Origin of the sequence: Actinomyces israelii DSM 43320, assembly GCF_000711965.1 — a bacterium.
Taxonomy (GTDB): domain Bacteria; phylum Actinomycetota; class Actinomycetes; order Actinomycetales; family Actinomycetaceae; genus Actinomyces; species Actinomyces israelii.
In genome coordinates this window covers 75,042-98,100 of sequence record NZ_JONS01000015.1, presented here as the reverse complement: position 1 = coordinate 98,100, position 23,059 = coordinate 75,042, and the positions used below count along the sequence as shown (strand labels likewise).

Annotated in this window: 21 protein-coding genes; 11 read left to right on the top strand and 10 right to left on the bottom strand. The window is 71.4% G+C overall.

Annotated features, from left to right (window positions below; genetic code table 11):
• Window positions 1-375: 375 nt before the first annotated feature.
• The 4 genes from O145_RS07015 to O145_RS07000 all read right to left on the bottom strand — a co-directional run bounded on the left by O145_RS07015 (window position 376) and on the right by O145_RS07000 (window position 7,636).
• On the bottom strand, window positions 376-957 hold the full coding sequence (locus tag O145_RS07015) for a hypothetical protein (RefSeq protein WP_156966637.1): 582 nt from the start codon (window positions 955-957) through the stop codon (window positions 376-378).
• On the bottom strand, window positions 950-6,112 hold the full coding sequence (locus tag O145_RS16410) for a polymorphic toxin-type HINT domain-containing protein (RefSeq protein ID WP_052374796.1): 5,163 nt from the start codon (window positions 6,110-6,112) through the stop codon (window positions 950-952). Before O145_RS16410 ends, O145_RS07015 begins: the two co-directional genes overlap by 8 nt.
• Window positions 6,045-6,980 carry a DUF6531 domain-containing protein gene (locus O145_RS18605; protein ID WP_169740329.1) on the bottom strand — a complete coding sequence of 312 codons (936 nt, stop codon included), beginning with the start codon at window positions 6,978-6,980 and terminating at the stop codon, window positions 6,045-6,047. The genes O145_RS16410 and O145_RS18605 overlap by 68 nt, the downstream gene beginning before the upstream one ends.
• A gap of 251 nt (window positions 6,981-7,231) precedes the next feature.
• Window positions 7,232-7,636 carry a UDP-N-acetyl glucosamine 2-epimerase gene (locus O145_RS07000; RefSeq protein WP_052374794.1) on the bottom strand — a complete coding sequence of 135 codons (405 nt, stop codon included), beginning with the start codon at window positions 7,634-7,636 and terminating at the stop codon, window positions 7,232-7,234.
• Between the two features lie 406 nt (window positions 7,637-8,042).
• Between O145_RS07000 and O145_RS06995 the strand changes: the two genes are divergently transcribed.
• Entirely contained in the window at window positions 8,043-8,333 is a 291-nt protein-coding gene (locus O145_RS06995) for a putative quinol monooxygenase (RefSeq protein WP_043561606.1), read from the top strand.
• 130 nt (window positions 8,334-8,463) lie between these two features.
• Here O145_RS06995 and O145_RS06990 read toward each other — a convergent pair whose 3' ends face one another.
• Both O145_RS06990 and fucP read right to left on the bottom strand, forming a co-directional pair.
• Window positions 8,464-9,891 carry an ABC transporter substrate-binding protein gene (locus tag O145_RS06990; protein WP_043561603.1) on the bottom strand — a complete coding sequence of 476 codons (1,428 nt, stop codon included), beginning with the start codon at window positions 9,889-9,891 and terminating at the stop codon, window positions 8,464-8,466.
• Entirely contained in the window at window positions 9,888-11,243 is a 1,356-nt protein-coding gene (fucP, locus tag O145_RS06985) for an L-fucose:H+ symporter permease (RefSeq protein WP_043561597.1), read from the bottom strand. Before fucP ends, O145_RS06990 begins: the two co-directional genes overlap by 4 nt.
• A 138-nt stretch (window positions 11,244-11,381) precedes the next feature.
• Here fucP and O145_RS06980 point away from each other — a divergent pair, with 138 nt between their 5' ends.
• The 6 genes from O145_RS06980 (at window position 11,382) to O145_RS06955 (ending at window position 16,509) form a co-directional block, all read left to right on the top strand.
• On the top strand, window positions 11,382-11,672 hold the full coding sequence (locus tag O145_RS06980; RefSeq protein WP_043561594.1) for a hypothetical protein: 291 nt from the start codon (window positions 11,382-11,384) through the stop codon (window positions 11,670-11,672).
• A gap of 237 nt (window positions 11,673-11,909) precedes the next feature.
• The gene (gene tig / locus O145_RS06975; RefSeq protein WP_043561592.1) at window positions 11,910-13,343 is read left to right on the top strand and encodes a trigger factor; all 1,434 of its coding nucleotides are present in this window, start codon (window positions 11,910-11,912) and stop codon (window positions 13,341-13,343) included.
• Window positions 13,344-13,512: 169 nt separating this feature from the next.
• Window positions 13,513-14,160 carry a TetR/AcrR family transcriptional regulator gene (locus O145_RS06970; RefSeq protein WP_229118408.1) on the top strand — a complete coding sequence of 216 codons (648 nt, stop codon included), beginning with the start codon at window positions 13,513-13,515 and terminating at the stop codon, window positions 14,158-14,160.
• The gene (locus O145_RS06965; protein ID WP_043561589.1) at window positions 14,157-15,011 is read left to right on the top strand and encodes an ABC transporter ATP-binding protein; all 855 of its coding nucleotides are present in this window, start codon (window positions 14,157-14,159) and stop codon (window positions 15,009-15,011) included. The genes O145_RS06970 and O145_RS06965 overlap by 4 nt, the downstream gene beginning before the upstream one ends.
• Entirely contained in the window at window positions 15,008-15,718 is a 711-nt protein-coding gene (locus tag O145_RS06960; protein WP_052374792.1) for a fluoroquinolone export ABC transporter permease subunit, read from the top strand. The genes O145_RS06965 and O145_RS06960 overlap by 4 nt, the downstream gene beginning before the upstream one ends.
• Window positions 15,718-16,509, top strand: coding sequence for an ABC transporter (locus O145_RS06955; RefSeq protein ID WP_229118407.1), 792 nt, complete (start codon window positions 15,718-15,720; stop codon window positions 16,507-16,509). Before O145_RS06960 ends, O145_RS06955 begins: the two co-directional genes overlap by 1 nt.
• A 64-nt stretch (window positions 16,510-16,573) precedes the next feature.
• On the opposite strand, the gene O145_RS06950 is transcribed toward O145_RS06955, so the two are convergent.
• The 4 genes from O145_RS06950 to O145_RS06935 form a co-directional block, all read right to left on the bottom strand.
• Entirely contained in the window at window positions 16,574-16,936 is a 363-nt protein-coding gene (locus O145_RS06950) for a cupin domain-containing protein (RefSeq protein ID WP_043561586.1), read from the bottom strand.
• A gap of 64 nt (window positions 16,937-17,000) precedes the next feature.
• Entirely contained in the window at window positions 17,001-17,771 is a 771-nt protein-coding gene (locus tag O145_RS06945; RefSeq protein WP_043561584.1) for an ABC transporter permease, read from the bottom strand.
• Window positions 17,771-18,796, bottom strand: a complete 1,026-nt coding sequence (locus O145_RS06940) for an ABC transporter substrate-binding protein (RefSeq protein ID WP_043561580.1) — start codon at window positions 18,794-18,796, stop codon at window positions 17,771-17,773. Before O145_RS06940 ends, O145_RS06945 begins: the two co-directional genes overlap by 1 nt.
• Window positions 18,797-18,868: 72 nt before the next feature.
• Complete coding sequence (locus O145_RS06935) at window positions 18,869-19,519, bottom strand: ATP-binding cassette domain-containing protein (RefSeq protein ID WP_043561576.1); 651 nt, start codon at window positions 19,517-19,519, stop codon at window positions 18,869-18,871.
• A gap of 325 nt (window positions 19,520-19,844) precedes the next feature.
• Here O145_RS06935 and O145_RS06930 point away from each other — a divergent pair, with 325 nt between their 5' ends.
• The 4 genes from O145_RS06930 to O145_RS06915 all read left to right on the top strand — a co-directional run bounded on the left by O145_RS06930 (window position 19,845) and on the right by O145_RS06915 (window position 23,053).
• The gene (locus O145_RS06930; protein ID WP_043561573.1) at window positions 19,845-20,474 is read left to right on the top strand and encodes an ATP-dependent Clp protease proteolytic subunit; all 630 of its coding nucleotides are present in this window, start codon (window positions 19,845-19,847) and stop codon (window positions 20,472-20,474) included.
• A 1-nt stretch (window position 20,475) separates the two neighbouring features.
• Window positions 20,476-21,168 (top strand): ATP-dependent Clp protease proteolytic subunit, encoded by a 693-nt coding sequence (locus O145_RS06925; RefSeq protein ID WP_043561570.1) that lies wholly within the window; start codon window positions 20,476-20,478, stop codon window positions 21,166-21,168.
• Between the two features lie 218 nt (window positions 21,169-21,386).
• A complete protein-coding gene (gene clpX, locus O145_RS06920) occupies window positions 21,387-22,682 on the top strand; it encodes an ATP-dependent Clp protease ATP-binding subunit ClpX (protein WP_043561567.1) in 1,296 nt (431 codons plus the stop codon).
• On the top strand, window positions 22,679-23,053 hold the full coding sequence (locus O145_RS06915) for a chorismate mutase (RefSeq protein ID WP_052374791.1): 375 nt from the start codon (window positions 22,679-22,681) through the stop codon (window positions 23,051-23,053). The genes clpX and O145_RS06915 overlap by 4 nt, the downstream gene beginning before the upstream one ends.
• The last annotated feature ends 6 nt before the right edge of the window (window positions 23,054-23,059 follow it).

The following is a 23,059-nucleotide window of genomic DNA, read 5'->3' as shown; positions in this document are numbered from 1 at the left end:
GCGTCGCCAACCCCGCGAACAGCGGCGACAGGCGCGTCGCGCAGGCCAGAGCCGCCGCGGCGAGGTCGGCATGGTCCAGGCCCTCAAGATCGGGCAGCCCCAGGAAGGGGGTCTTTGTCATCGCGGTGATCCTCACTATGGGCGCTCGTACATACTGGTTGCCGGCCCGGACGTCCTCGATGGGCCTGATGGTGCCGTCGGCCGCCCCGGAGGTGCCGCCGGCCAGGATGACCTCACGTGGGACAGCCTAAGGAGTGGGGTCTCTTCCGGGGCGGGGGCCGGCGCAGGATGGGAGAACGCCTCCCTGATCGCTGTGGGGCACCTTGTCTCTGCGAAGCGCCGGGGCCGTCTGGCCGTGTTCCAGGTCTGTGGTGTCTATTTCCACCAGTCGAAGCCTTCGTACAGGGGCCCTCCTATCTTTGCGCGCCAGTCCCGGGTGTCCTTCACCTCTTTCACGGTCAGTACTTCGGGGTCGTGGTCGAGGAGCTTCTGGGTGAAGGTGTTCCAGCGGTTCTCGTCGGGGTCGGTCATACCCATGATGGTCACCAGGCTTGCCAGGGTGTGGTCGTCGGTGACGCTCTGGGCGGTCTGGTAGAGGCGGGGGAGGTTGTCGCGGATGATGCTACGGCACCGGTCCGCCACGCCTGTGTTACTGAGCGCCGTCTCGGATGAGGCTGTCTCGCCGAGGCTGATCTCGTACAGGGCGTCGGTGGACCAGCACAGTCCCCAGGGGACGGTGCAGCGCCCCGTGCACACTGCCTCCACCAGCTCGCTCGTGACCAGAAGCGCCGCCTCTGACAGGCAGCGGTTGTAGTACACGATACCGTCCAGGATCATCAGGTCCTCGCGGCCCTGGGCCCGGCCGCCTGCTGAGACCACCGCCTCCACAAGCCCGGGATCCAGCCCCACCCCGTCCAAGGTGCGCACACCGCCCCAGTCGAGCCTCATCTCACTCACCCCATTCACCTCCTGGTTTCGGCTCAGTCCCCCGTGGGAACTGCCATCTCCCAAAATCATGCTGGCACGTATGACATATATCGACATTGACGCCATTCGGCACGGGTTTTCCTTTCGCGACATCTTGGACGAGTCTTGGTCTCACGGCCTCGGTGAAGTGCATCTGGTAATCGGGGACGTCGAGCTGTATCTGGGCGTTGCGCTCGGCGCATACTTTGCTCCGGTTCCCGGCGACGGCAATGTGTCCTCTGCTGGTGTACCCGGCAGTCACCGTGGCATAAGGTCCGGGCTTGGCCTCCAGTGCCACCTGGTCCCGCATGTCGCGGGCCATGTCAAGGCGATTCCTCTGGGTCATGAGGCTCCAGTTCGAGCGTGGCACGTACTGCTCCGCCAGGACGGGTTCAGCGAAGTCCGTGGTACATCCGTTGTGGGCCAGGATGTGGGTGCCGGTGGTTGTGGTGGTGTGGTAGGTGTGGGTGTTGTTGACCTCGATATTGTGGACGGTGGGGGCCTGGCCGGTGGCGGTAACGGTGCTGACGGTGACAGGGTGCCCGTGGTTGTCGCGCAGGTGGTCGCCGGGTTGGATGTGTCCGGCGGGAGTGAAGCCCTTGCCGTGGACGTACAGGGGGTGGGCTGGTGTGGTCTCCAGGTCGCCGTTGCTGGTGGCCAGGCGGATAGTGGGCGCGTGCTCGTGGGTGAAGGTCCTGGTGACCGTGGAGGTGGTGGGTTGGCCGGTGTCGGGGTCGGTGCAGGCGACGTGGTCGCCGACGGCCACGTCCTCGATGGGCCTGGTGGTGCCGTCGGCCATGAGGACAGGGGTGCCGGCGGGGAAGCAGGCGTTACGGCCCACTGAGGAGACGGCTCCGACGCCGGCTCCCATGGTCCCGCCCATGGCGGCTCCCCGGCCGGTGGCGCCCAGGAGGCCGCCGACGGTGTGGGGGCCTGGTTCCAGCACGTAGCCGGCGCCGCCGCCGAAGGCCCCGCCGGCCGCCCCGGAGGCCCCGCCGATGAGAGTGTTACGACCTATGGCGGGCATGTTCTGCAACCACGCGTAGGCGCCGGCACCGTTAGCGCCTCCCAGCCACGAGGCCACCCCGCCCCCGATGGCGCCTGCGGCGCCTCCCACCAGCCCGGCTCCCAGGACCTGCCAGGGGTTGACGCCCTGGCCGGAGGCGGCCTGCTGGTCGTAGTTCTGCCAGGCGCCGATGACAGCCCCGGTGATGGCCCCGCCCGCGACCGGTCCCAGGAACGCAGTCGCCAGGCCCCCGATGACGATGCCGGCGGCGACGTACTTCCAGTTATTGGCCAGCCAGCTGCCGGCTGCGGCCAGGCCGGTGGTGTGCGCCTCGTTCCACGCCTGCAGGTCCGCGTCGCTCAGCGGCCTCAGGCCGGTGGGGTCGGACAGGTTGACCGGGTCGTTGCCGGCGTAGGAGTACGGGTTGCCCGCCCAGCCGGCTCCCAGGACCGGCTCGAGCGGGTCGGGCGAGAGCAGGGAGTGTGTGGACGGGTCGTAGACGCGTGCGCCCAGCCACGACAGGCCGGCCCCGCCACCGGGCCGGCCGCCGCCAGCTCCGCCGGGGCCCGGCTCCCCGGGCAGGGTCAGGGTCCCGGTAGTGGTGACCCCCAGGCCGCCCAGGCCGGGGCCCGGCGCACCGGTGCCCCACGGGGAGGCGGCGGCGTCGTGACCGGCGCGCTCGGGCAGCAGCCACCCGCCGCCGGGCCCACCGGTGCCGGTGCCGACCCCGGCGACGGCGGTGACGGGCACGTGCCCGACCTGCGCCAACCCGCCCCAGGCGGTGTCCCACATGACGCCCTGCCCATCGACGCCGGCCAGCTCACCCAGGGTGTCGACGTCCAGGGTGTGGGTCGACCCGGGCGCCCCGCCGCCGTCGGTCGTATCGGTGTAGGCGGCCAGGAACCCGCGCGGGTCCCAGGTGAACTCTCGCCTGCTGGTCCCGTCGTCCTGGCTGACCCGCCGCCCCGCGGCGTCGTAGGTCAGGACCTGTCGACGCGCCCCATTGCCGTCGGCGCCCGCACCGGCGCGACCGGTGGCGCCGGCATTGTGCGCCGGGTCGTTCCCAGCGTCGGTGGTGGGGTTCTTGGTGTCGGTGGTCGTGGTGGTCAGCAGCTGGCCGGCCGCGTCATAGGTGTAGGTGGTGACGATCCCGTCGCTGTCGCCGGCCTCCAGGCGGCCCAGGGCGTCCCAGGTGTAGGTGGTGGTGATGCCCTCGTCGGTGACGGCGCGGGTCAACTGGCCGGCCGCGTCGTAGGCGAAGGCGGTGCGGATCCCGTCCACGCTCTGGGCGGTCACGCGCCCCTGCTCGTCGTACTCCAGGGCGGTGGTGCGCACGAACCCGTCCCGCACCACCTTGTGAGCGACCACGCCGTGGGGCCCCCAGGTCCAGGTGGCCTCCACCCCGGGCGCGACCGCCCGCGTCACACGCCCCAGCCAGTCCCGCTGAAGGTCCAGGCGCCCCAGGGTCGGGTGCTCGACCGCCGCCAGCATCTCGTCGGCGTCGTAGACGTAGCGGGTCACGGACCCGTCCGGGTGGGTCATGGACGTGCGCAGCCCATCCGCGTCATAGGTCCACCTGATGGTCTGGTCCCCGCGGCTGCGGGAGACCAGGCGTCCCATGGCGTCCCAGGTCAGGGTATCCGCGCGTCCGCCGGGGCCCGTGGCGCTCCAGGTCCGCCCGGCTATGTCCCGCACGATGCTGGCGATGGTCTCCGCCCCAGCGTCCTGCCCGACGGCGTCGCCTCCCTGGTCCTCCAGCCCGCCGGCTGGTCTGCTGATGACTCGTTCCAGGCGCCCGGTGCTCCCGTAGGCCCAGCCCAGGATCCCGGTGGCGTCCGCGCGGCTGGTCACGCGTCCGGCCGCGTCGTACGTGTAGCGGGTGGTGCGCCCCACCTGGTCCGTCATCGCCCTCACACGGCCCATGGAGTCATAGGTGCAGGTGCGCCTGCCCCCGGCCGCGTCGACCATCGCCACCCGGTGGCCCATCCGGTCGTACTCGAAGCGCGTGACCGCCCCCAGGGCGTTGGTCACCGACACGAGCTGTCCGGCGTCGTCGTAGGTGAACCTGCGCAGCCCGTACCAGGCGTCGCGCACCGAGGAGATGCGCCCGCACTTGTCGTAGGTGAACCAGGTGGTGCCCCGGCCCGGTTCCACCCTGCGGGTGATCCGCCCGCACACGTCGAAGGTTGTGGACACCTCCTGCCCATCGGGCCAGGTCTCACCCACCAGGCGGGAGTCGGAGTCGTAACGCATCTCGTAGCGGCGCCCACCCGTGGAGATCGTCGCCACCCACCGGCCCAGGTGGTCGTACTCGTAGGAGAACGACGCCCCCGACGGCTGGGTCACGCGCACCACGCGACCCGCGGCGTCGCGCTCCAGGCGCGTGCACCCGCCGTGCTCATCGACGCGCTCGACCACACGACCGCACGCGTCATGCACCAGCGTCGAGGTGGTGCCGTCCGCGTTGACCGCCCCCACCATGCGACCCAGGGCGTCCCAGGTGGTACCGACCTGCGAGTCGGCGTCGCGCGCCAGCGTGGGCAGGCCCAACGGCCCGGACTCGAAGTCCTGGACCACACCCGTGGGGTCCACCGTCCGGGCCAGGTCCCCATTGGCCGTGTACTCCAGGACCGCCCGCGCTCCTGTCGGGTCCGTCACGGAACGCAACCGCGACAGCGCGTCCCACCCGAACTGCCAGGACGACCCGTCCGGCAGTGTCGCACCGGCCTTGAGCCCCAGGTCGTCATAGACCGTTGAGATCACCCGGCCCACTGCGTCAGTCGTGGACTCCTCGGCCCCGTGGTCTCCATAGGCGACCTCGGTACGGCCCCCGGCCGGGTCCACCAGCGTGCACAGGCGCCCACCGGGCGTGTACTCCCACCGCCACAGGGCGCCGTCGGGGTCGCGGCGGTGGGTGAGGTTGCCCGCCTGGTCGTAGCGGTACTGCGTGCGGTGTCCCAGGGGGGTGGTGGCGGCGGTGATCCGTCCCCGGGCGTCGCGTTCCAGGCGCGCGGTAGCCCCGTCGGCGTTGGTGGTGGCGATCAGGTCGCCGTGGTGGTCGTAGGTCAGGTCCAGGCTCACGCCCACCGGGTCGACGACCCGCACCAGCAGCCCGTGGTCCCATTCCAGGTGGGTCAGGCCGCCGCACGGGTCCGTGATGGTTGTGGGGTTGCGGTCAGCCCCCTGGTAGGTGAATGTCGTGACGCTGGGGGCGGCGTCCGGCTCGGGGGTTACGGCCACTCGCACGACCCTGTCGGCCTGGTCGTAGTCATAGGTGGTCCGAGCCCCGGTAGGCTCGACCCGCATGGTCAGGCGGGACCGCTGGTCGTACTGGTTGATGGTGCGCTGCTTGTCACGGGCGGTGACCATGACCTTGTTGCCCCACCGGTCCCAGGCGACCGACTGGCGTGCCCCGTCGGCGTCGACCATGCCGACCAGACGGCCCCACCGGTCGTAGATCCACGTGTTGGCCCGGCCCCCGTCCTCATCGGCGACCTGCGTGACCCCACCGGGCAGGTAGGTGTAGTGGCTGACCCGCCCGAAGGGGGAGCGCTGTGTGAGGACCTGGCCGGCCTGGTTGTAGGTGTTATCCACCTCCACCACGCCGTCGGCGTCCACCACCCGGCGCACCCGCCCGCCCTCGTCCCACTCATAGCTGCGGCGCCCGCCCTCGCGCTCCACACCCACCAGCCGCCCCGAGGCATCATAACGGTACGACACCTGCCGCCCGTCGGAGGCCTCCAGGCCCGTGATCCGGTCGGCCTCCTGGTCCCACACCACGGTGACGCGCCCGCCGCGCTCATGGGCCAGGCCCACCAGCCGCCCCGCCTGCCAGACGTAGTCCACCCGGCTCCCGGCCCCTGTGCACGTCCATGCCAGGCGCCCCGAGGCGTCGAACACCCACCGGCCGCCGGCGTTGTCCGACACCACCAGCCACTCGTTACCGGCCGGCCCAGCGGCGTCGCCTGGCCCGCCGTCGTCACCGCCGGCGCCGGCAGCGTCGCCGGTGCCGTCGCGACCGGCGTCGCTGGTGCCGTCGTCGGCCGGCTTCAGGTGCTCGAGCCACAGGGCGTCACCCGTGGCCCGCTCCCAGCCTGTTCCCAGGCGGGGGAAGACCAGGTGCCGCCCTGAGGGGCGCACCCACCTCGCCCCCCTCCTCGTCCAGGACCAGGCGCTCGTCAGCGCACGAGGCCCACCCCGGCCCCAGGGCCCCCACACTGTCCAGCACCGAGTTGTAGGTGCGCGCAAACCCCAGCGAGGCCAGGCCGCCGGTGAAGCCCAGGTCCACCTCACGCTCCACGAAGTTGCCCGTCGTGGTGTTCACCGGGTCATCGGCGTACCCCGAGGTCTGCGGGTCCCCCGCGATCCGCGGGGACGCCACATCCAGCGGCCTGCGACCACCCACGACCCCCTGGGCCGTCAGGGAGGCCTCCATCGCGGCGTCCGACACGCTCACGATCCCATCGCCACCAGCGGCCTCGAAGGCGGAGGCGACCGCCCCCACCCACGTCACCTCACCAGAGTTGTTCGAGATGAATGACGCCAGGGCGCTGGTGATCCCCGAGGCGTTCACGGAGCACCACGAGCACAACGACGCGAACGAGTCCAGCGCCGACTCCAGCCTCCCCTTGCCCGTGGACACGTTCTCGCTGGCCCCCGATAGGTTCGAGGCGTACGTGCGCAGGTCCGACGGCCTGGCCGACGACACCGCACCAGCCGCCCCCGGCGCCGGCTCCGCCCACGTCGAGACCACCGGCTCATGAGGCTCGGGCAACGGTACCGGAGCCGGGCCGGCAGGCGGCTTGTCCCCGTCGGTCAACCAGTCCCACCCCTGCTTGAACAGGTTCTCCTCGTCCTGACGGTCCGCCCACTCCTTGGCCACCGCCCGACGCCTCCGCTCAGTCGCGGCCGCACTCTTCAGCGCCCGCACCTCACTGACCAGGTCATCCAGAGCGGCCGAGATATTCGTACAGTCCTCCTGGCCCGCCTTGGCGCCAGAGTCGAACACGTCCCCGTAATGACCCTCGAAATCAGCCGACGCCGTCGACGCCCACACTCCCACATCCGACCCCATCGTCGAGATCGTCGACGACAAGCCCGACGCCGCCGTAACCAGAGCATCCGCCGTCGCGTCGTCAAACACCACCGGCTCGTTATACGCCCCCAGATCATCCTTGCACGAACCCACAACAACCCCCAGGGACCAGACCAGGACAGGACGAGAGCCACCCGCACCACAGCGGGGTGACCTGCCACACTCTACGCCCACAATGGCTCTGCCGCCAGCATGAGCACGAGACGACGCCACCCCGGGTAGGCCGGCAGCGGGTGGGCGCGCAGCGCCCCGCGGTCGGCCGGCTCGCTCTCGTGCTCGGCGCACCTGGCCACCAGCCGCGGGTGCGCCAGCAGCGCCACCGGGTGGTTGACCCCGGCCGGGGAGTCCCGGACCAGGCGCAGGCGGTCGACGTCGTCGGTGTTCTCCGCCCGGTGGATCATGGCCGGCGAGTAGAGCCCGCTTCCAGGCCTAGCCCGGCGGCCACCTGCGCGGGGGCGAGCATGGGCGGTGAGCTCGAGGGGCCGGTGCTGCCCGGCGGCCACCTGCGCAGGGGCGAGCAGCAGGTCGGCGGCGTGGTCGGTCGGGACCCGGTTGATCTCCTCGGGCATCTGCCGGCTGAAGGAGTGCGGCCCCGCCTCACCCCGGCCCGCAAGCCATCGGACCCTGCTCTCATACGGCCTGGACTGATCTCGGCGAAGGGGAGGAACTGACCGACCTCGTCGACGGTCTCGACTGAATCGTGAACGTACCTTTCCCGCATCAACGAACCTCCGTTGACGTTGCCGACTGCCGTCAACCCATGTTGACGGCCGGGGTGCGGCCCGCGCCTCCCGCCGGTACCAGTCCGGAACCAGCCGTCCGGCCCATGCCGTTCCACCGGCGTCGGCCCCGGGACGGGGGGCCGCTCCCCGGCCCGCCCGGCGGCCCCGTAAACAGCCGCCGTTCTCCGCACCTGCCAGTGATGCGCGCCATAAGATGGGGGCGGCGTCGCACGTGACGCCAGGAGGAGGAACCATGAAGATCCTGCACTCGCAGTTCACCGCCAAGCCCGGCTTCGAGGACGAGGTCGCCAAGATGATCTGCGGCTTTGCCGACAAGGTCCGCGCCGAGCCGGGCAACCGCGTCTTCGACGTCTACCGCCACAGCGACAACCCCGCGAAGTTCTTCGTCATGGAGGCCTACGTCGACGAGGACGCCTTCCAGACCCACCTGGGCATGCCCTACGGCGGGCCCTTCAACGCGCGCCTGGAGGAGATCATCGAGGAGCCCCACTCGATCCTCACCTTCCTCGACCAGATCGCCTGACGGCATCCGCCGCAGGCGCCTGATCGAGCGCAGGGGCGGGGCCCGCCGATCATGTCACCATGTCGGCGGGCCCCGCCCCTGACCGTGCCCGCTGCCGCGCCGTCGTCGGCCCGGTCAGCGGCCGGCCCGGTCAGCGGTCGGCGGGCCCGCCCGCCCCCTCATTGACGCGTTCGGTGAGAACCCGTCCGAAGGACGAGGCGTCCCGGGTGGAGATGTAGCTCTTGACGGCCTGGAAGAAGCCGTCCTGCATCGCTGGGGAGATCACCTCCCCGTAGGAGATCGAGCTGAGGACCTTCTGGCTGCGCAGGTCCCCCGCAGCCTGCTGCTGGTAGGAGGACAAGGAGGAGACATCGGCGTCGTTGCGCGTCGGGACGCACCCCTTGACCTTGCAGAAGGCGGTCTGCACCCCCGGGTCCAGGGCCGAGGTCAGGAAGGCGTCCGCGCCCTCGCGGTTGTCCGTCGAGGAGGAGGTGACGAATGCGTCGACGACCATGAGGAAGCTCCCCTCGGTCCCCGGGAAGACGGTCGAGGACACCGGCGAGGCGTCAGCGGCCTCACCGGTGGAGGCCGCCGTCGTCCCGTCGGCCGAGGCCGCCGTCGCCCCGGCGGTGGAGCCGCCGGTTGCGCCGGCCGTGCCGGTTGCCGTACTGGCCGCCGTGCTGGTCGCGGAGCCGGCCATCGAGTCGCCGACGGTGAGGGACTCGCCGAGGGCGCTGTCGTTCATCTGGTAGAAGCCGCAGTCGCCAGCCGCCAGGCGGCCGGAGGCCTCGTCCCAGGTGCGGGGCTTGTCGGTCTGGTCGGCGTAGTCGCTGTGGTCAATGAGCTGGCCGAATGTGCCGAGGGCGGTCTTGACCTCCTGGCCGTTCCAGTCGAAGCGGTCGGCCTCGATCTTCTCCCAGCCGTCCTGGCCGACGGTGGCCAGCAGGACGGACTCGAAGAGCCCCGCCGTGGTGATGGAGTCGGCCGCGCCGATGCACATCGGCGTCGTCCCCTTGGCCTTCAGGGCGTCCAGGTCGGCGAGGAACTGGGTGAGGGTGTAGCCCTCGCCCGGCTCGGCGACCCCGGCCTTCTGGAGGACGTCGCGGTTGTACATGAGGACGTTCGCGCGGTGCACCGACAGGGGGGCCGCGTACTGCTTCCCGTCGGCCGTGACCGAGGAGAGGATGTCCTCGGGGAGCTGGGCCTTGACGTTGTCGGTGAACAGGGAGGAGACGTCGCCGACGGCGTTGGCGTTGTGCCAGGCGGTAATGTTCCCGCCCACGAGGCTCTGCCAGACGTCGGGCGCGTCCCCGTGCGCGATGCGCGTCGCCAGGGTGACGTGGGCCTGGGAGCCCCCGCCGCCGACGACCGCGATCTCGTCAACGGAGGCTCCGGGGTTGCGCTCCTTGTGCTGGGCGATGAGGGTGTCGAGTGCGGAGGACTCGGAGGCGGATGTCCACCACGACAGGACGTCGATGGACCCGCTCGCCGAGTGGTGCGGCGAGCAGGCGGCCAGGGCGAGGGCGGTTGTCGCGGCGGTGAGAAGTGCGACGAGGCGTTGTCTCAGAGTGGTCATCACTTGGCCTTCCTCTCTGATGAGGTTGTGGCGATTACTCGCGGGGTGGGCGTGCGCAGGTCGTAGATCGCGTAGAGCGTGACCATGGCGAAGCAGATCGCCGGGACGATGAACGAGGTCGCCGCGCTCGTGGAGTCCATCACCTTCCCCTGGATCATCGGCATGATCGCCCCGCCGACGATCGCCATGACGAGGCCCGCGGCGCCGAACTTGGTCGCCTCGCCGAGGCCCGCGAGGGCGACGCCGTAGATCGTGGGGAACATGAGGGACAGGCACAGGGAGATCGCGATGACGGCGATGACCCCGGTGATGTCCGGGCGGAGCGCGGCGTAGATGCACAGGGCGACAGCGAGCGCGCCCAGGGCCGCCATGACCTTGGTCGCCCGGATGCGCGCGATGACGGCGGTCATGACGAAACGGGCGATGAGGAAGACGATGAGGCTGATCTGCAGCATCTGCGAGCCCAGCTGGAGGGAGCCGTTGATCGCCTGCTGGGTGTACTGGATGATGTACGTCCAGCAGCACACCTGGGCGGCCACGTTGAAGAACTGGGCGACGACGCCGTACCTGTATCTCGTCGAGCGCCACAGGGTGGCCGCCGGGTTGGCGGGCTTCGCGGCCTCGGCCTCATCGGCCGGGGCCGACGGCGGCGCCTTCTGGACGAAGATGATCACGAGGATGACGGCCAGCAGGATCCCGAGCCCGATGTAGGGGCCGGTGACGGCGCGCAGCTGCTCGGCGCGGATCTGCCGCTCCACCTCGGGGGTGACGTCGGCGAGGTTCACCGGGGTGTCGAGCTTGGGCAGGATGAGGGTCGAGGCGATCAGGACGCCGATGTTGGTCCCCAGCGGGTTGAACGCCTGGGCGAGGTTCAGGCGCCGCGTGGCGGTCTCCTCCGGGCCCAGGGAGATCACGTAGGGGCTGGCGGAGGTCTCCAGCAGGGAGCAGCCGGCGGCGATGGCGAACAGGGCGGCCAGGAACGCCCCGTAGGTCATCACCTGGGAGGCGGGCCAGAAGCCGAAGGCGCCCAGCGCCGCCAGGGCGAGGCCGGAGACCATTCCCGCCTTGTAGCCCCACCGGGAGTTGATGAAGGCGGCGGGAATGGCGAGGAGGAAGTATGCGCCGTAGTACGCCATCTGGACCAGGGACGCCTGGAACGAGGACATGTCGAAGATGCGCTTGAAGCCCGAGACCATGGGAGTCGTCAGGTCTGCGGCAATGCCCCAGGCGGTGAAGCACCCGATGACCGCGACCAGGAGCATGGCGGTGCCGGGGAAGAGGATCTTGGGCTTGGATGCGGCGGGCGGGTCGGTGGATTCTGTGTCTTTGTCTTTGGTTGCTGTCGGGGCCGTCATGGAGTCTCCGTGGATCTGTTCCGGCGAGGCGGAAGCCGGTTCCGCGCCGGAGTGTGTGCAGCGCGTCACTGCGATGGTACTCGTACTGCGTCACATCGGCTGGTTTTCGTCGCGAGGTCTTTGGCAGTCTTTCGGACTGTGCCCTCCTACCGGACGATCCTGACCGTCACCGCCCTGCGTCCCGGCCGCGGCCCCGACGACGTCGAGGCGGCCGCCCGCGCCGCCGTCGGGAGGACGACCGTGCTGGAGGCCTTCCAGGTCGGTGTCGTGCGCGGTGAGCCCCGCGTCACCGTCCGCTTCACGGGCGCCGACGACGCCGAGGCGCGCGCCGTCCATGCCCGCACTGTCGAGGCGGTCGGCGCCGTCGCGACCGCGCCCCGGGCTCTGCTGGCCAGGGTCGTGGCCGGCCGCAGCGTCCCGGTCGCCTGAGGCGGCGCCGACGACGCCGAGTGCCGGCGGCGCCGTGAGCGTCCGCCCGGCGCCTCGGCCTCGCCCGCCCGGTGCCCAGGCCGCGTCCGCCCCGCGCGCCTGTGGGCGGCGTCATTTTTCGCCCGGCGCGGCCCGTGCCCTAGGATGGCACGGATTGACGCCGTCCATCGGCGTCCGTGACGAGGCGCTTCCGCCCTCGCGCGCACCACCAGCACCCCCGCATCGGAGTAGACCCTCGTGAAGAGCACTGTCGAGAACCTTGACCCCACGCGCATCAAGCTGATCGTGGAGGTCCCCTACGAGGAGCTCAAGCCCAGCCTCGACGCCGCCTACAAGGAGATCGGCTCCCAGATCCAGGTTCCCGGCTTCCGCCGCGGCCACGTCCCCGCCCAGGTCATCGACCAGCGTGTGGGGCGCGCCTCGGTCATTCAGGAGGCGGTCAACAACAAGCTCTCGGACTTCTACCGCGACGCCATTAGCGAGGCCGCCCGCGTGCCCATGGCCCAGCCCGAGGTCGAGGTCACCGACCTGCCCAACGTCACCGGCGCCCAGGGCGGCCTGCTCGGCTTCACCGCCGAGGTCACCGTCCGCCCCGAGTTCGACCTGCCCGATCTGGGCGGCACCGAGGTCGTCGTCGACGCCGTCGAGGTCGGCGACGAGGACATCAACAGCGAGCTGGACAGCCTCCGCGCCCGTTTCGGCTCCCTGAAGTCCGTGGAGCGCGAGGCCGGCGCCGGCGACTTCGTCACCATTGACCTCAAGGCCGTCATCGACGACGAGGAGGTCGACTCGGTCTCCGGCGTCTCCTACGAGATCGGCAAGGGCAATATGCTCGAGGGCCTGGACGACGCCCTGAGCGGCCTGAGGTCCGGCGAGTCCACCACCTTCACCACCAGGCTCGCCGGCGGTGAGCACGCCGGCGAGGAGGCCGAGGTCACGGTCACCGCCACGGCCGTCAAGGAGCGCGAGCTGCCGGAGGCCGACGACGACTTCGCCATGGAGGCCTCGGAGTTCGACACCATTGACGAGCTGCGCGAGGACCTGAGGAGGCAGGTCGCCGAGCGCAGGGCCGGCGACCAGGCCATCGCCGCCCGCGACGCCCTCCTGGAGAACCTGCGCGCGCAGGTCTCCTTCGACGTTCCCGCCGACGTCGTCGACAATGAGATCAAGCAGCACCTGACCGCCGAGGGCAAGGAGGAGGACGACGAGCACGCCGAGGAGATCCGTGAGGACGTCACCGCCAGCGTGCGCGACCAGATCCTCCTGGACGTCCTGGCGGAGAGCCTCGAGGTGGGAGTGGGCCAGGACGAGCTCATCGACTACCTCGTCCAGACCGCCCAGCAGTACGGCATGGAGCCCGCCCAGTTCATGCAGGGCGCCCAGAAGGCCGGCCAGATCCCGGCCTTCGTCTCCGAGATCAGCCGCAACAAGTCCCTGGCCGTGGCCCTGCGCCAGGTGACCGTCAGGGACTCCGACGGCCAGGTCGTCGACCTGACCGAGTTCATCGGCTCCGACGAGCTCGACGAGGCCGCCGTGGTCTCGGAGGTCGAGGACGAGGACGTCGCCTCCCCGGCCGATGCCGAGACCGGCTCGGCCGCCTCCGGGGGCTCTGCGGCCTCCGCCTCCTCCCCGTCGGCCGCCTCCGCGCCGTCTGCTGCGAGCGCCGAGTGAGCCGGGCCCGCTGAGCGCCCGCGCGCCTCGGCCCCTCACCCGTCGTCCACTCAATAGTGTCGGGCCCCGCACCGCCTCGCCGGTGCGGGGCCCTCGTCTTGCGGGGGTCGCGGGCCGGCGCTACCGTATGACTCACCAGTCATATGACCGACGAGTCATACGGAGTGCCGTGCCCAGACAGACCTTCCTCAACCTCCCCGAGGCCAAGCGCGCCCGGCTCATGGACGCCCTCAAGGCCGAGTTCGCCGCCCGCCCCTACGCCCGGGCCTCCGTGGACCGCGTCACGGCCGCCGCCGGCGTCTCCAAGGGGAGCTTCTACCAGTACTTCCAGGACAAGCGGGACGCCTACACCCACCTGGTGGGCGAGCTCATGAGCGCGCGCATCGGCCTGGCGGGCACCCCCGTACCGGAGGCCTCCTTCGCCGAGGTGCTCACCGCCGTCGTCCGCGGCAGCCACGACTTCCGTATCCGCGACCCGCTCGCGTGGGCCGTCCTGGCGCGCGCCTGCGCCGACGACGCCCCGCCGGTCATCGGCTCCGGCGAGTCGGTCTCCGACGCCGTCCACAGCTGGGCCGCGGCCGCCATCGCCGCCGGGCAGGAGGCCGGCGAGCTGCGCGACGACGTCGATGCCGGCACCGCGGCCTGGATGGTCGAGCGCGTGCTGCTGGGACTGCCCCAGCGCATTATGGCCCGCTTCGGGATCGACCCCGAGCGGGTCGCTGCCGACGGCTCGGCCATGGACCGGCCCGAGGTCGCCAGCATGGTCGACGACGTCGTCGCCCTGCTCGTCGCCGCCCTGTCCCCGGAGCGGTCATGAGCGCCCCGGCACTGCGCCTGCGCGCGCTCGGATTCACCTACCGGGGAGCCGCGACACCCGCCCTCGAAGGCATCGGCCTGGAGGTCCCCGCCGGCCAGGTCCTGGGGCTGCTGGGCCCCAGCGGCGCCGGGAAGTCCACCCTGCAGCGCGTCCTCACCGGCCTCCTGCCGGGCTACCGGGGCTCCGCCCGGGTCCTGGGCGCAGAGGTCTCGGCCTGGGGCCGGGCGCTGTATGAGCGCATCGGGGTCGCCTTCGAGACACCCATCTCCTTCGGACGGCTCACGGCGCGGGAGAACCTGCGCTACTTCGCGGCCATGTACACCCGCGCCACTCGCGACGCCGACGAGCTTCTGGAGGCCGTGGGCCTGTCCGGCGACGCCGACGTGCCCGGAGCCCACATGAGCAAGGGCATGGGGGTGCGCCTCAACCTCGCCAGGGCGCTGCTGCCCGACCCCGAGCTCCTCTTCCTCGACGAGCCGACCTCGGGACTAGACCCGGCCAGGGTGGTGCAGGTCGAGGAGATCATCGACCACCAGCGCCGGCGGGGACGCACCGTCGTGGTGACCACCCACGACATGGTCCTGGCCCAGCGCGCCTGCGACCGCGTCGGCTTCATCGTCGACGGGCGCCTGCTGGAGACAGGGGACCCCGCCGGCATGCGCCGCCGCCACGGCACCCCCGAGGTCCTGGTCACGTGGGAGGGCGGCAGCGCCCGCTTCCCCCTGGCCGGGCTCGCCGACGACGAGGACTTCCGCACCGCGCTGCGCACCCACCGCATCCAGGCCCTCCACAGCCAGGAGGCCGACCTGGCCGACGTGTTCCTGGCGGTCACCGGGCGGAGCCTGGGATGACGCCCGCCCTCAGGCGCACGGCCGCCACGCTGGGACTGAACCTGGGACGCCAGGCCCGGAGCGGGTTCTGGCTGGTCGCCCTCATTGCGGGCGCCCTTGTCGCTGCGCTGGTGCGCGCACTGCCCCGGCCGGAGGGGCCCGGCCAGTGGTGGCCCGTCGTCATCCTGGGCGAGCTGGCCGTCACCGGGTTCTACTTCGCCGCCGTCCACGTCCTGCTCGAGCACGGCGAGGGCACCCTGGTGGCGCGCGCGGTCACGCCCATGCGCGGCGGGGAGTACCTGGCCGCCCTGGTCGCCTCCCTGGTGCTCCTGGCGCTCGTCGAGAGCGCGGTCCTGGTGCTCATCGGTCGCGGGACTCAGATGCAGTGGGGCCCCTTTTTGACCGGCGTCGCCTGCCTGGCCGGTCTGGAGGTGCTCTACGGGGTCATCGCGGTGGCCGGGTACGACTCCATGAGCGGCTTCCTGCTGCCGTCGGGGGTGTGGACGCTGGTGCTCATCATCCCGGTGGCGCCCCTGGTGGGGCTGCAGGGGTGGTGGCTCTGGCTCCACCCGCTTCAGGGCGCCTTCACCCTGGTCCAGATCGGCTTCGACCAGGCCCCGGCCTGGGAGGCTGCTCCCGCCGTCGCGGCGTCGGGCGCCTGGGCGTGCGCGGCCCTGCTCGTGGCCCGCCGCCGGCTGACGGGCATGATCGCCCGGGGAGGGCGCTAGTGCCACTGCGGACCGTACTGGCCCTGACGGACGCCGACCGCCGCCGGCTGGGGCGCGACGGGCTCCTGGCGTGGGTGGCGGCTCTTCCACTGGTTATGGCCGTGGCCGTGCGGGCGGGCCTGCCGCGGCTGGCCGATGCGCTGGAGGGCCACGGCATTGTGGCCGGGCCCTGGCTCCCGCAGCTGCGGGCCGTGGCCTTCGCCGTCGTCGTGCCCCTCATGATCGGCGTCGTGGTGGGCTTTATGCTCCTGGAGGAGAAGCAGGACCGGGTCTGGGTGGCCCTGGCGGTCACCGAGATGTCCCTGCGGCGCTACCTGGCGTGGCGGGTGGCCACCTGCCTGACCGCGGCGGCGCTGGTGACCTTCGCCTGCCTGCGGATCGCCGGGCCGGCCGGGCTGGGCGTCGGGCGGACGGCCTGGGCGGCCGCGGGCGCCGCGCCCCTGGCCGGGGCGGTGGCGCTGGGACTGGCCGCATGGGCGCGGGACACGATCCAGGGCTTCGCCGCGGTCAAGCTGCTCCTCGTCGTCCTGGTCCTGCCCGCGGCCGCGCCCGCCCTGACGGCTCCGTGGCGGGACCTGCTGGTGCTCGTGCCCAGCTGGTGGGTCCTGCGGGCGGTGGAGGCCATGGGCGGTGCGGGCGGCGGAGGCTGCACGGGCTGCGCTGCCCATGGTCTCCACTGGCCCCTGCTCGTGCTCGGCTCGATCGTCGTCAACCTACTGGTCATGGGCGCCGCCGTCGCAGGCGTCGGGCGCGGCGCCGCGCGCCCGGGGGGCGCCCGAGCAGCCGCATGAGCCGTGCGAGCGGGGTGGGGGCCGCGACGGTTCCCCCACCCCGCCGGCCGGGCCCGGCGGCGGGTCAGCCCTGGTGCGCGCCGACGGCGTCGTTGTCGACGTCGACCATGACGAGCTGCATGCGGCAGGGGGTCACCGCGGCCAGGGCGTGGCGGTCCCCCGGCGCCAGGTAGATGACGTCGCCGGCACCCATTCGCTCGGTGCGCCCGCCGATGGAGAAGTCCATCTCGCCCTCCAGCAGGGTGACGACCACGGCCCGCGGCGAGGCGTGCTCGGTGAGCAGCTGGCCGGCGTCGAAGGTGAAGACGACGGTGCGCAGCACGTCGTTGTTGACGACCACGCGGGAGGTGGTGGCCTCCTCGCTAATGGGCAGGGCCTCGTTCAGGCCCAGGCGGAAGAGGGACTCGGTCACGGGTGTGACGGCCATGGTGTTCCTTTCGTGTGTTGTGTCGGGGTCTTGGGGATGGGGGCGCGGGCGCCGGAGGGCGGCCTCAGCCCGGGGGGCGGGCGAGTCTGCGGCGCGCCGGCCCCAGGACGCACAGCTCCAGGACGAGCGTGAGCGCCGCCATGACGGCGGACAGGGCGAAGACGTCGTCGGTGTCCAGGTTGGTGCGCGCCAGCTGGACCATGGCGCCCAGGCCCGTGGTGGTGCTCAGCAGCTCGGACATGACGGTGACCCGTACGCTCTGGCCGACGGCCACGGTCAGGGCCGACAGTACCGGGGGAGCGACCGCGGGCAGAATGATCCTGCGGACCGTCCACGCCCGGCCTCTGGCGAACACCCTCGCCATGTCCAGCAGGTCGGGGTCCACGCCCGCCACGGCGTCGCGCACGGTGGTGGTCAGCAGGGGCAGGGTCACCAGGGCGACCACGAGGACGACGACCCCGGCGGTCGGGCCCAGCCAGATCATGCCGACCACGACGATGACGATCGGCGGTACGGACAGGAGCACCTGCACCCACGAGTCCAGCAGCTCGCGCAGCCACGCCCACGTGCCCATCGCCCAGCCCAGCGGCATTCCGATCAGGCAGGAGATGGCGAGCCCGGTGGCGCCGCGCCCGATGGTCAGCAGGAGCGCGCCCCCGAGCCTCCCGCCGCGGATGAGGTCGAGGAGGGCCGCCCAGGTGGCCTGCGGGCTCGGCAGCACGTAGGCGGGCTGGGAGCGGGCGGCCGCGTGCCAGATGAGGACCGCCAGGGCGATGCCCACCCACCACAGGACGGTCGAGCGCAGCCGTTCGGCACGGGACCGCGTCTCGTGCATTAGCGCGGGTCGGCGACGTAGAAGTCGTCGGCCGGCAGGGACCCGCCGACGATGTCCGGGTTGAGCGTGGACATTCTCGTGTAGAAGTCCTCCAGCGCGTCCTTGGCGGCCCTGGCGGGGACGATCTCGAGCTGCAGACGCGGGATGACCTCCTTGACCACAGGGACGGGCACGTCGTTGGCCTCGGAGACCTTCTGCACCGTCGCATCGGACGCGCCGTTGACGTCGGCGACGGCGGCCTCGAGCTCGTTCAGCACGGCGCCGACGAGCTCGGGGCGGTCGTCGGTGAGGGCCTGCGGCATGACCAGGCCCGCCATGGGGAAGCGCGCCTCGCCGCCGGTGACCTCGGCCCACAGCTCCTGGAGGTTGACCGTGCGCTCCAGGCTCAGCCCCTGCTGCTCGCCCCTGGCCAGGGAGACGCTCGCCGGGTGCTCGGGCAGGACGGCGTACTCGACATCCCCGGTCAGCAGGGCGTTGAGCGCTGCTCCCGGCCCGTCGGTGTAGGGCGTGATGCTCAGGTCGGTCTCGGCGTTCCACCCCTTCTGCCCCAGCAGATAGCGGAAGACCAGGTCGGGCATGTTGTTCGGCATGGGCACGCCGACGCTCCTGCCGCGCAGCGCCTCCAGGCCCTTGCCGGAGGAGCCGGCGGGGCCGATGACGTAGAGCATGCCCCACACCTGCATGGCGATCAGCCGCACCGCCACGCTCTTGGTGAACAGGTTGGCGGCCGCGTAGGAGGGGGCGGCCGCCAGGTCCGTCTCCCCGTTGATGAGGAGCGACTTGAGGGCGTCGGCGCTCGCCCAGCTGTCCTTCTGGACGTCCCCGACGACGCCGTCGAGGTTGCCGTAGGTGCCGAAGGAGGTCATGGGGGCGGCGTAGGCGAGAGTGGTGGGGGTGTGGACGCGCAGGACGTCGAGGACCTGGGAGCCCGAGCCCCTCGAGCCGGTCCTCGAGGAGCAGGCGGGCAGGGCCGCCGGGGCCAGCAGGCCGAGTCCGGCCAGGGTCAGGAGGGAGCGGCGCTTCATTGTGCGGTTCCTTTCACGGGTACTGGTGGGGATGTCGCGGTAGCCGGCGGGACGTGGCGGTGACGCTGCGGGTCAGGCGGCCAGCCGCCAGGTGCCCGGCGGGCCGTCCAGGTGCAGGTGGAGGTGGGAGACCTCCTCGGCCTCCTGCGGATCGTGGGTCACCCACACGGTCACCACGTTCTGGTCGGCGAGGAGCGCAATGAGGTCGGCCCGCAGAGAGGCGGCCAGCGGGCGGTCCAGAGCCGAGAAGGGCTCGTCGACGAGCAGCAGGCTCGGGGAGGCGGCCAGCGCCCGGGCGATGGCGACGCGCTGGCGCATGCCGCCGGACAGCCGTGCCGGGGGCAGGTGGCCGGCGCCCGCCAGCCCCACGCGCTCCAGCCACTGCGCGGCGACCGGGTCCGGGGCAGGCCCGTCCACGATGAGCGAGATGTTGCGGTGCGCGGAGTACCAGGGCAGCAGGCGGGGCTCCTGGAACACCTGGGACAGGCGGCCGTCGGGGCGCGCCACGGCGCCGCCGTCGGTGGGAGACAGGCCGGAGACGGCGCGCAGGAGCGTCGTCTTGCCCGCGCCCGAAGGACCGGTGACGGCCAGGGTCTGGCCGGGGCGGACCGTGAGCGAGAGGTCCTCCACGAGCGTGAGGCCCCGGCGCACCATGGTGACGCGCTCCAGGACGAGGTCGGCGGCCGTGCTCGGGGCGGCGGCATCCTGCGGCTGAGTGCTCATGCGGGTGGCTTCCGCGCCACGACGCCGACGGCGGTGAGCATCTCTCCCCGGGGGCGGAGGCTCCGATGCACGGCCGCGGGGCGGACACCATGGGCTTGCGGCGCGGGGCCGGAAGCGAGCAACAATTTTCCCTCCCTGAGCCGTTACAAATGAGTTGAGGGTACCCTAACGCACCCGTACGCGTTCGGGCGGGTGCGCTGCCTCACGGTGCGGTCGGCGCAGCCCGCCGTCGGACCCTGTGCCGTGAGCGAAAGCGCCCGATCACGGGCATGAGGGGCGCTCGGCCCGCGTTAGCGTTGGCAATACCGAACACGAGAGGACTGACGTGAGCGAGCTGACTTCACCCGTGACGCCCGCGGCGGCCGAGGGGCCCGGCGCGGGGCTGGGCCTGACCGACTCCATCTACAACCGGCTCCTGAAGGAGCGGATCATCTGGCTGGGCTCCGAGGTGCGCGACGACAACGCCAACGCCATCTGCGCCCAGATGCTGCTCCTGGCGGCCGAGGACCCGGATCGGGACATCTACCTGTACATCAACAGCCCCGGCGGCTCGGTGACCGCGGGCATGGCCATCTACGACACCATGCAGTACGTCGCCCCCGACGTCGCGACGGTCGCCACGGGCCTGGCCGCCTCCATGGGGCAGTTCCTGCTGACCGCCGGCGCCAAGGACAAGCGCTACATCACCCCGCACGCCCGGGTCCTCATGCACCAGCCCTCAGGCGGGGCGGGCGGGTCGGCCACGGACATCCGCATCAACGCCGACCTCATTATCAAAATGAAGCAGGAGCTGGCCCAGATCACGGCGTCCAACACCGGCCACACGGTGGAGGAGATCATCGCCGACTCCGACCGCGACCACTGGTTCAGCGCGTCCGAGGCCCTCGACTACGGCTTCATCGACCACATCGTGACCTCGAGCCGTGAGATCGGCGCCCAGAACGGAGAGAACTGACATGACGAGCTCTCGTCCCTACTTCGACGCCGCCGCCCGCCAGATGGGCGCCGCGGCCCAGGCGGGCCCCCTGCCGCAGTCCCGCTACGTGCTGCCCCAGTTCGAGGAGCGCACCGCCTACGGCTTCAAGCGCCAGGACCCCTACGCCAAGCTCTTCGAGGACCGCATCGTCTTCATGGGCGTGCAGATCGACGACGCCAGCGCCGACGACATCATGGCCCAGCTGCTCGTCCTGGAGTCCCAGGACCCCGACGGGCAGATCACCATGTACATCAACAGCCCCGGCGGCTCCTTCACCGCCCTGACGGCCATCTACGACACCATGCAGTACATCAAGCCGCAGGTGCAGACGGTCTGCCTGGGGCAGGCCGCCTCCGCCGCCGCGGTGCTGCTGGCCGCGGGCAGCCCCGGCAAGCGCCTGGCCCTGCCCAACGTGCGGGTCCTCATCCACCAGCCCGCCATGGAGGGCGTGCAGGGGCAGGCCAGCGACATCGAGATCGTCGCCGACGAGATCGACCGCATGCGCGCCTGGCTCGAGGACACGCTGGCCTCGCACACCGGCCGCGACCGCGACCTCGTGCACGCCGACCTGGAGCGCGACAAGATCCTCACGGCCACCCAGGCCCTGGAGTACGGCATCGTCGACCAGGTCCTGTCGTCCCGGAAGTCGCGCCCCTCACCGCACTCAGCCTGAGAATGCCCTGAGTTCGCTCTGAAATCCGACAAATCAGCGGACGAGCGCGGGGTGGGCGCGTTAGCCTACGAGAAAGACAACCCCCCACCCCAACGCCCATCCCGCTGCTGTGCGGACACGCCGACCGGTCCGACCGCGCTGAGAGGCCTTCATCGTAGGCTGGCGCAAGAGTCGGGCCTCGCGCCCGCAGCGGCTTGACAAGACGGAGGAGCCCCAACGTGGCACGCAGCGCCGAGAGTGTCGATCTTCTCAAGTGCTCTTTCTGCGGCAAGAGCCAGAAGCAGGTCAAGAAGTTAATCGCAGGCCCGGGCGTCTACATCTGCGACGAGTGCATCGAGCTGTGCAATGAGATCGTCGATGAGGAGCTCGGCGACTCCGGCGCGGGTGTTCCCCTGGAGCTGCCCAAGCCGCAGGAGATCTTCGACTTCCTCAACCAGTACGTCATCGGCCAGGAGGGCGCCAAGCGCGCCATGAGCGTGGCCGTCTACAACCACTACAAGCGCGTCCAGGTGCGCGAGCGCGCGGTCGCCGAGGGCGACGGGCTGGAGCTCGGCAAGTCGAACATCCTCCTGCTCGGCCCCACCGGCACCGGCAAGACCCACCTGGCCCGCACCCTGGCCCGTCTCCTCGACGTCCCCTTCGCCATTGTGGACGCCACCGCCCTGACCGAGGCCGGGTACGTGGGCGAGGACGTGGAGAACATCCTGCTCAAGCTCATCCAGGCCGCCGACGGCGACGTCAAGCGCGCCGAGAAGGGCATCATCTACATCGACGAGATCGACAAGATCGGGCGCAAGGCCGAGAACCCGTCGATCACGCGCGACGTCTCCGGCGAGGGCGTCCAGCAGGCCCTCCTGAAGATCATCGAGGGCACCACCGCCTCGGTCCCGCCCGGCGGGGGGCGCAAGCACCCCCACCAGGAGTTCCTGGAGATCGACACCACCAACATCCTGTTCATCGCGGCCGGGGCCTTCGCGGGCATCGAGGAGATCGTCCGCCAGCGCCAGCGCAAGGAGGTCGGCGCCCAGCTGGTCGGCTTCGGCGCGACCCTGGCCAGGGACTCCGCCCGGGACGTGTTCGCCTCGCCGGTGCGCCCCGAGGACCTCCACAAGTTCGGCCTCATCCCCGAGTTCATCGGGCGCCTGCCCGTCATCGCCACCGTCCAGGACCTGGGCGTGCCCGAGCTGGTGCGGGTGATGACCGAGCCCAAGAACGCGCTCGTGTCCCAGTACGAGTACCTCTTCAGCCTCGACGGTGTCGAGCTCGTCTTCACCGACGAGGCCATCAAGGCCATCGCCACCCTCGCCCTGGAGCGCAAGACCGGCGCCCGGGGCCTGACCAGCATCGCCGAGGAGGTCCTGGGCAACGCCATGTTCGAGGTGCCCTCCATGCCGGAGGTCGGCCGGGTCGTCGTCGACGCCGACGCCGTGCACGGCACGGGGCGCCCCCGCTACGAGGTGGGGTCGGGGACCCTGGCGGCCGCCTACAAGGGGGAGCGGAGCCGGACGGCATGAGCGCCTCCGCCGCCGGGAGCGCCGGCACGGCCGGCGCCGCCCCGACGACGGGGCCGGAGGCCGTCGAGCGGAGCCTGCCGGGCGTCCCGCCCCGGCTGGCGGCCTACCGGGCGACCATCGACAACCTGGACGCCGCCCTGGTCCACCTGCTGGCCGAGCGCTTCCGCTGCACCCAGCAGGTCGGCGTCCTCAAGGCCGAGCTCGACCTGCCGCCGTCGGACCCCGCCCGGGAGAGGCGCCAGGTGGCGCGGCTGCGGGCCCTCGCCCAGGACTCCGGCCTCGACCCGGTCTTCGCCGAGAAGTTCTTCGCCTTCATCGTCGCCGAGGTGATCCGCCACCACGAGGCGATCCGCGACGAGCTGGCCGGCTGAGCGGTG

Bases quoted from the DNA above. Each gene is read 5' to 3' on its own strand.
- O145_RS06950 (WP_043561586.1), bottom strand. From the start codon at position 16,936: ATGGCCGTCACACCCGTGACCGAGTCCCTCTTCCGCCTGGGCCTGAAC.
- O145_RS06995 (WP_043561606.1), top strand. From the start codon at position 8,043: ATGAAGATCCTGCACTCGCAGTTCACCGCCAAGCCCGGCTTCGAGGAC.
- O145_RS06965 (WP_043561589.1), top strand. From the start codon at position 14,157: ATGAGCGCCCCGGCACTGCGCCTGCGCGCGCTCGGATTCACCTACCGG.
- O145_RS06935 (WP_043561576.1), bottom strand. From the start codon at position 19,519: ATGAGCACTCAGCCGCAGGATGCCGCCGCCCCGAGCACGGCCGCCGAC.
- O145_RS06925 (WP_043561570.1), top strand. From the start codon at position 20,476: ATGACGAGCTCTCGTCCCTACTTCGACGCCGCCGCCCGCCAGATGGGC.
- O145_RS06945 (WP_043561584.1), bottom strand. From the start codon at position 17,771: ATGCACGAGACGCGGTCCCGTGCCGAACGGCTGCGCTCGACCGTCCTG.
- O145_RS06960 (WP_052374792.1), top strand. From the start codon at position 15,008: ATGACGCCCGCCCTCAGGCGCACGGCCGCCACGCTGGGACTGAACCTG.
- O145_RS06915 (WP_052374791.1), top strand. From the start codon at position 22,679: ATGAGCGCCTCCGCCGCCGGGAGCGCCGGCACGGCCGGCGCCGCCCCG.
- fucP (WP_043561597.1), bottom strand. From the start codon at position 11,243: ATGACGGCCCCGACAGCAACCAAAGACAAAGACACAGAATCCACCGAC.
- O145_RS06940 (WP_043561580.1), bottom strand. From the start codon at position 18,796: ATGAAGCGCCGCTCCCTCCTGACCCTGGCCGGACTCGGCCTGCTGGCC.
- O145_RS07000 (WP_052374794.1), bottom strand. From the start codon at position 7,636: ATGCCCGAGGAGATCAACCGGGTCCCGACCGACCACGCCGCCGACCTG.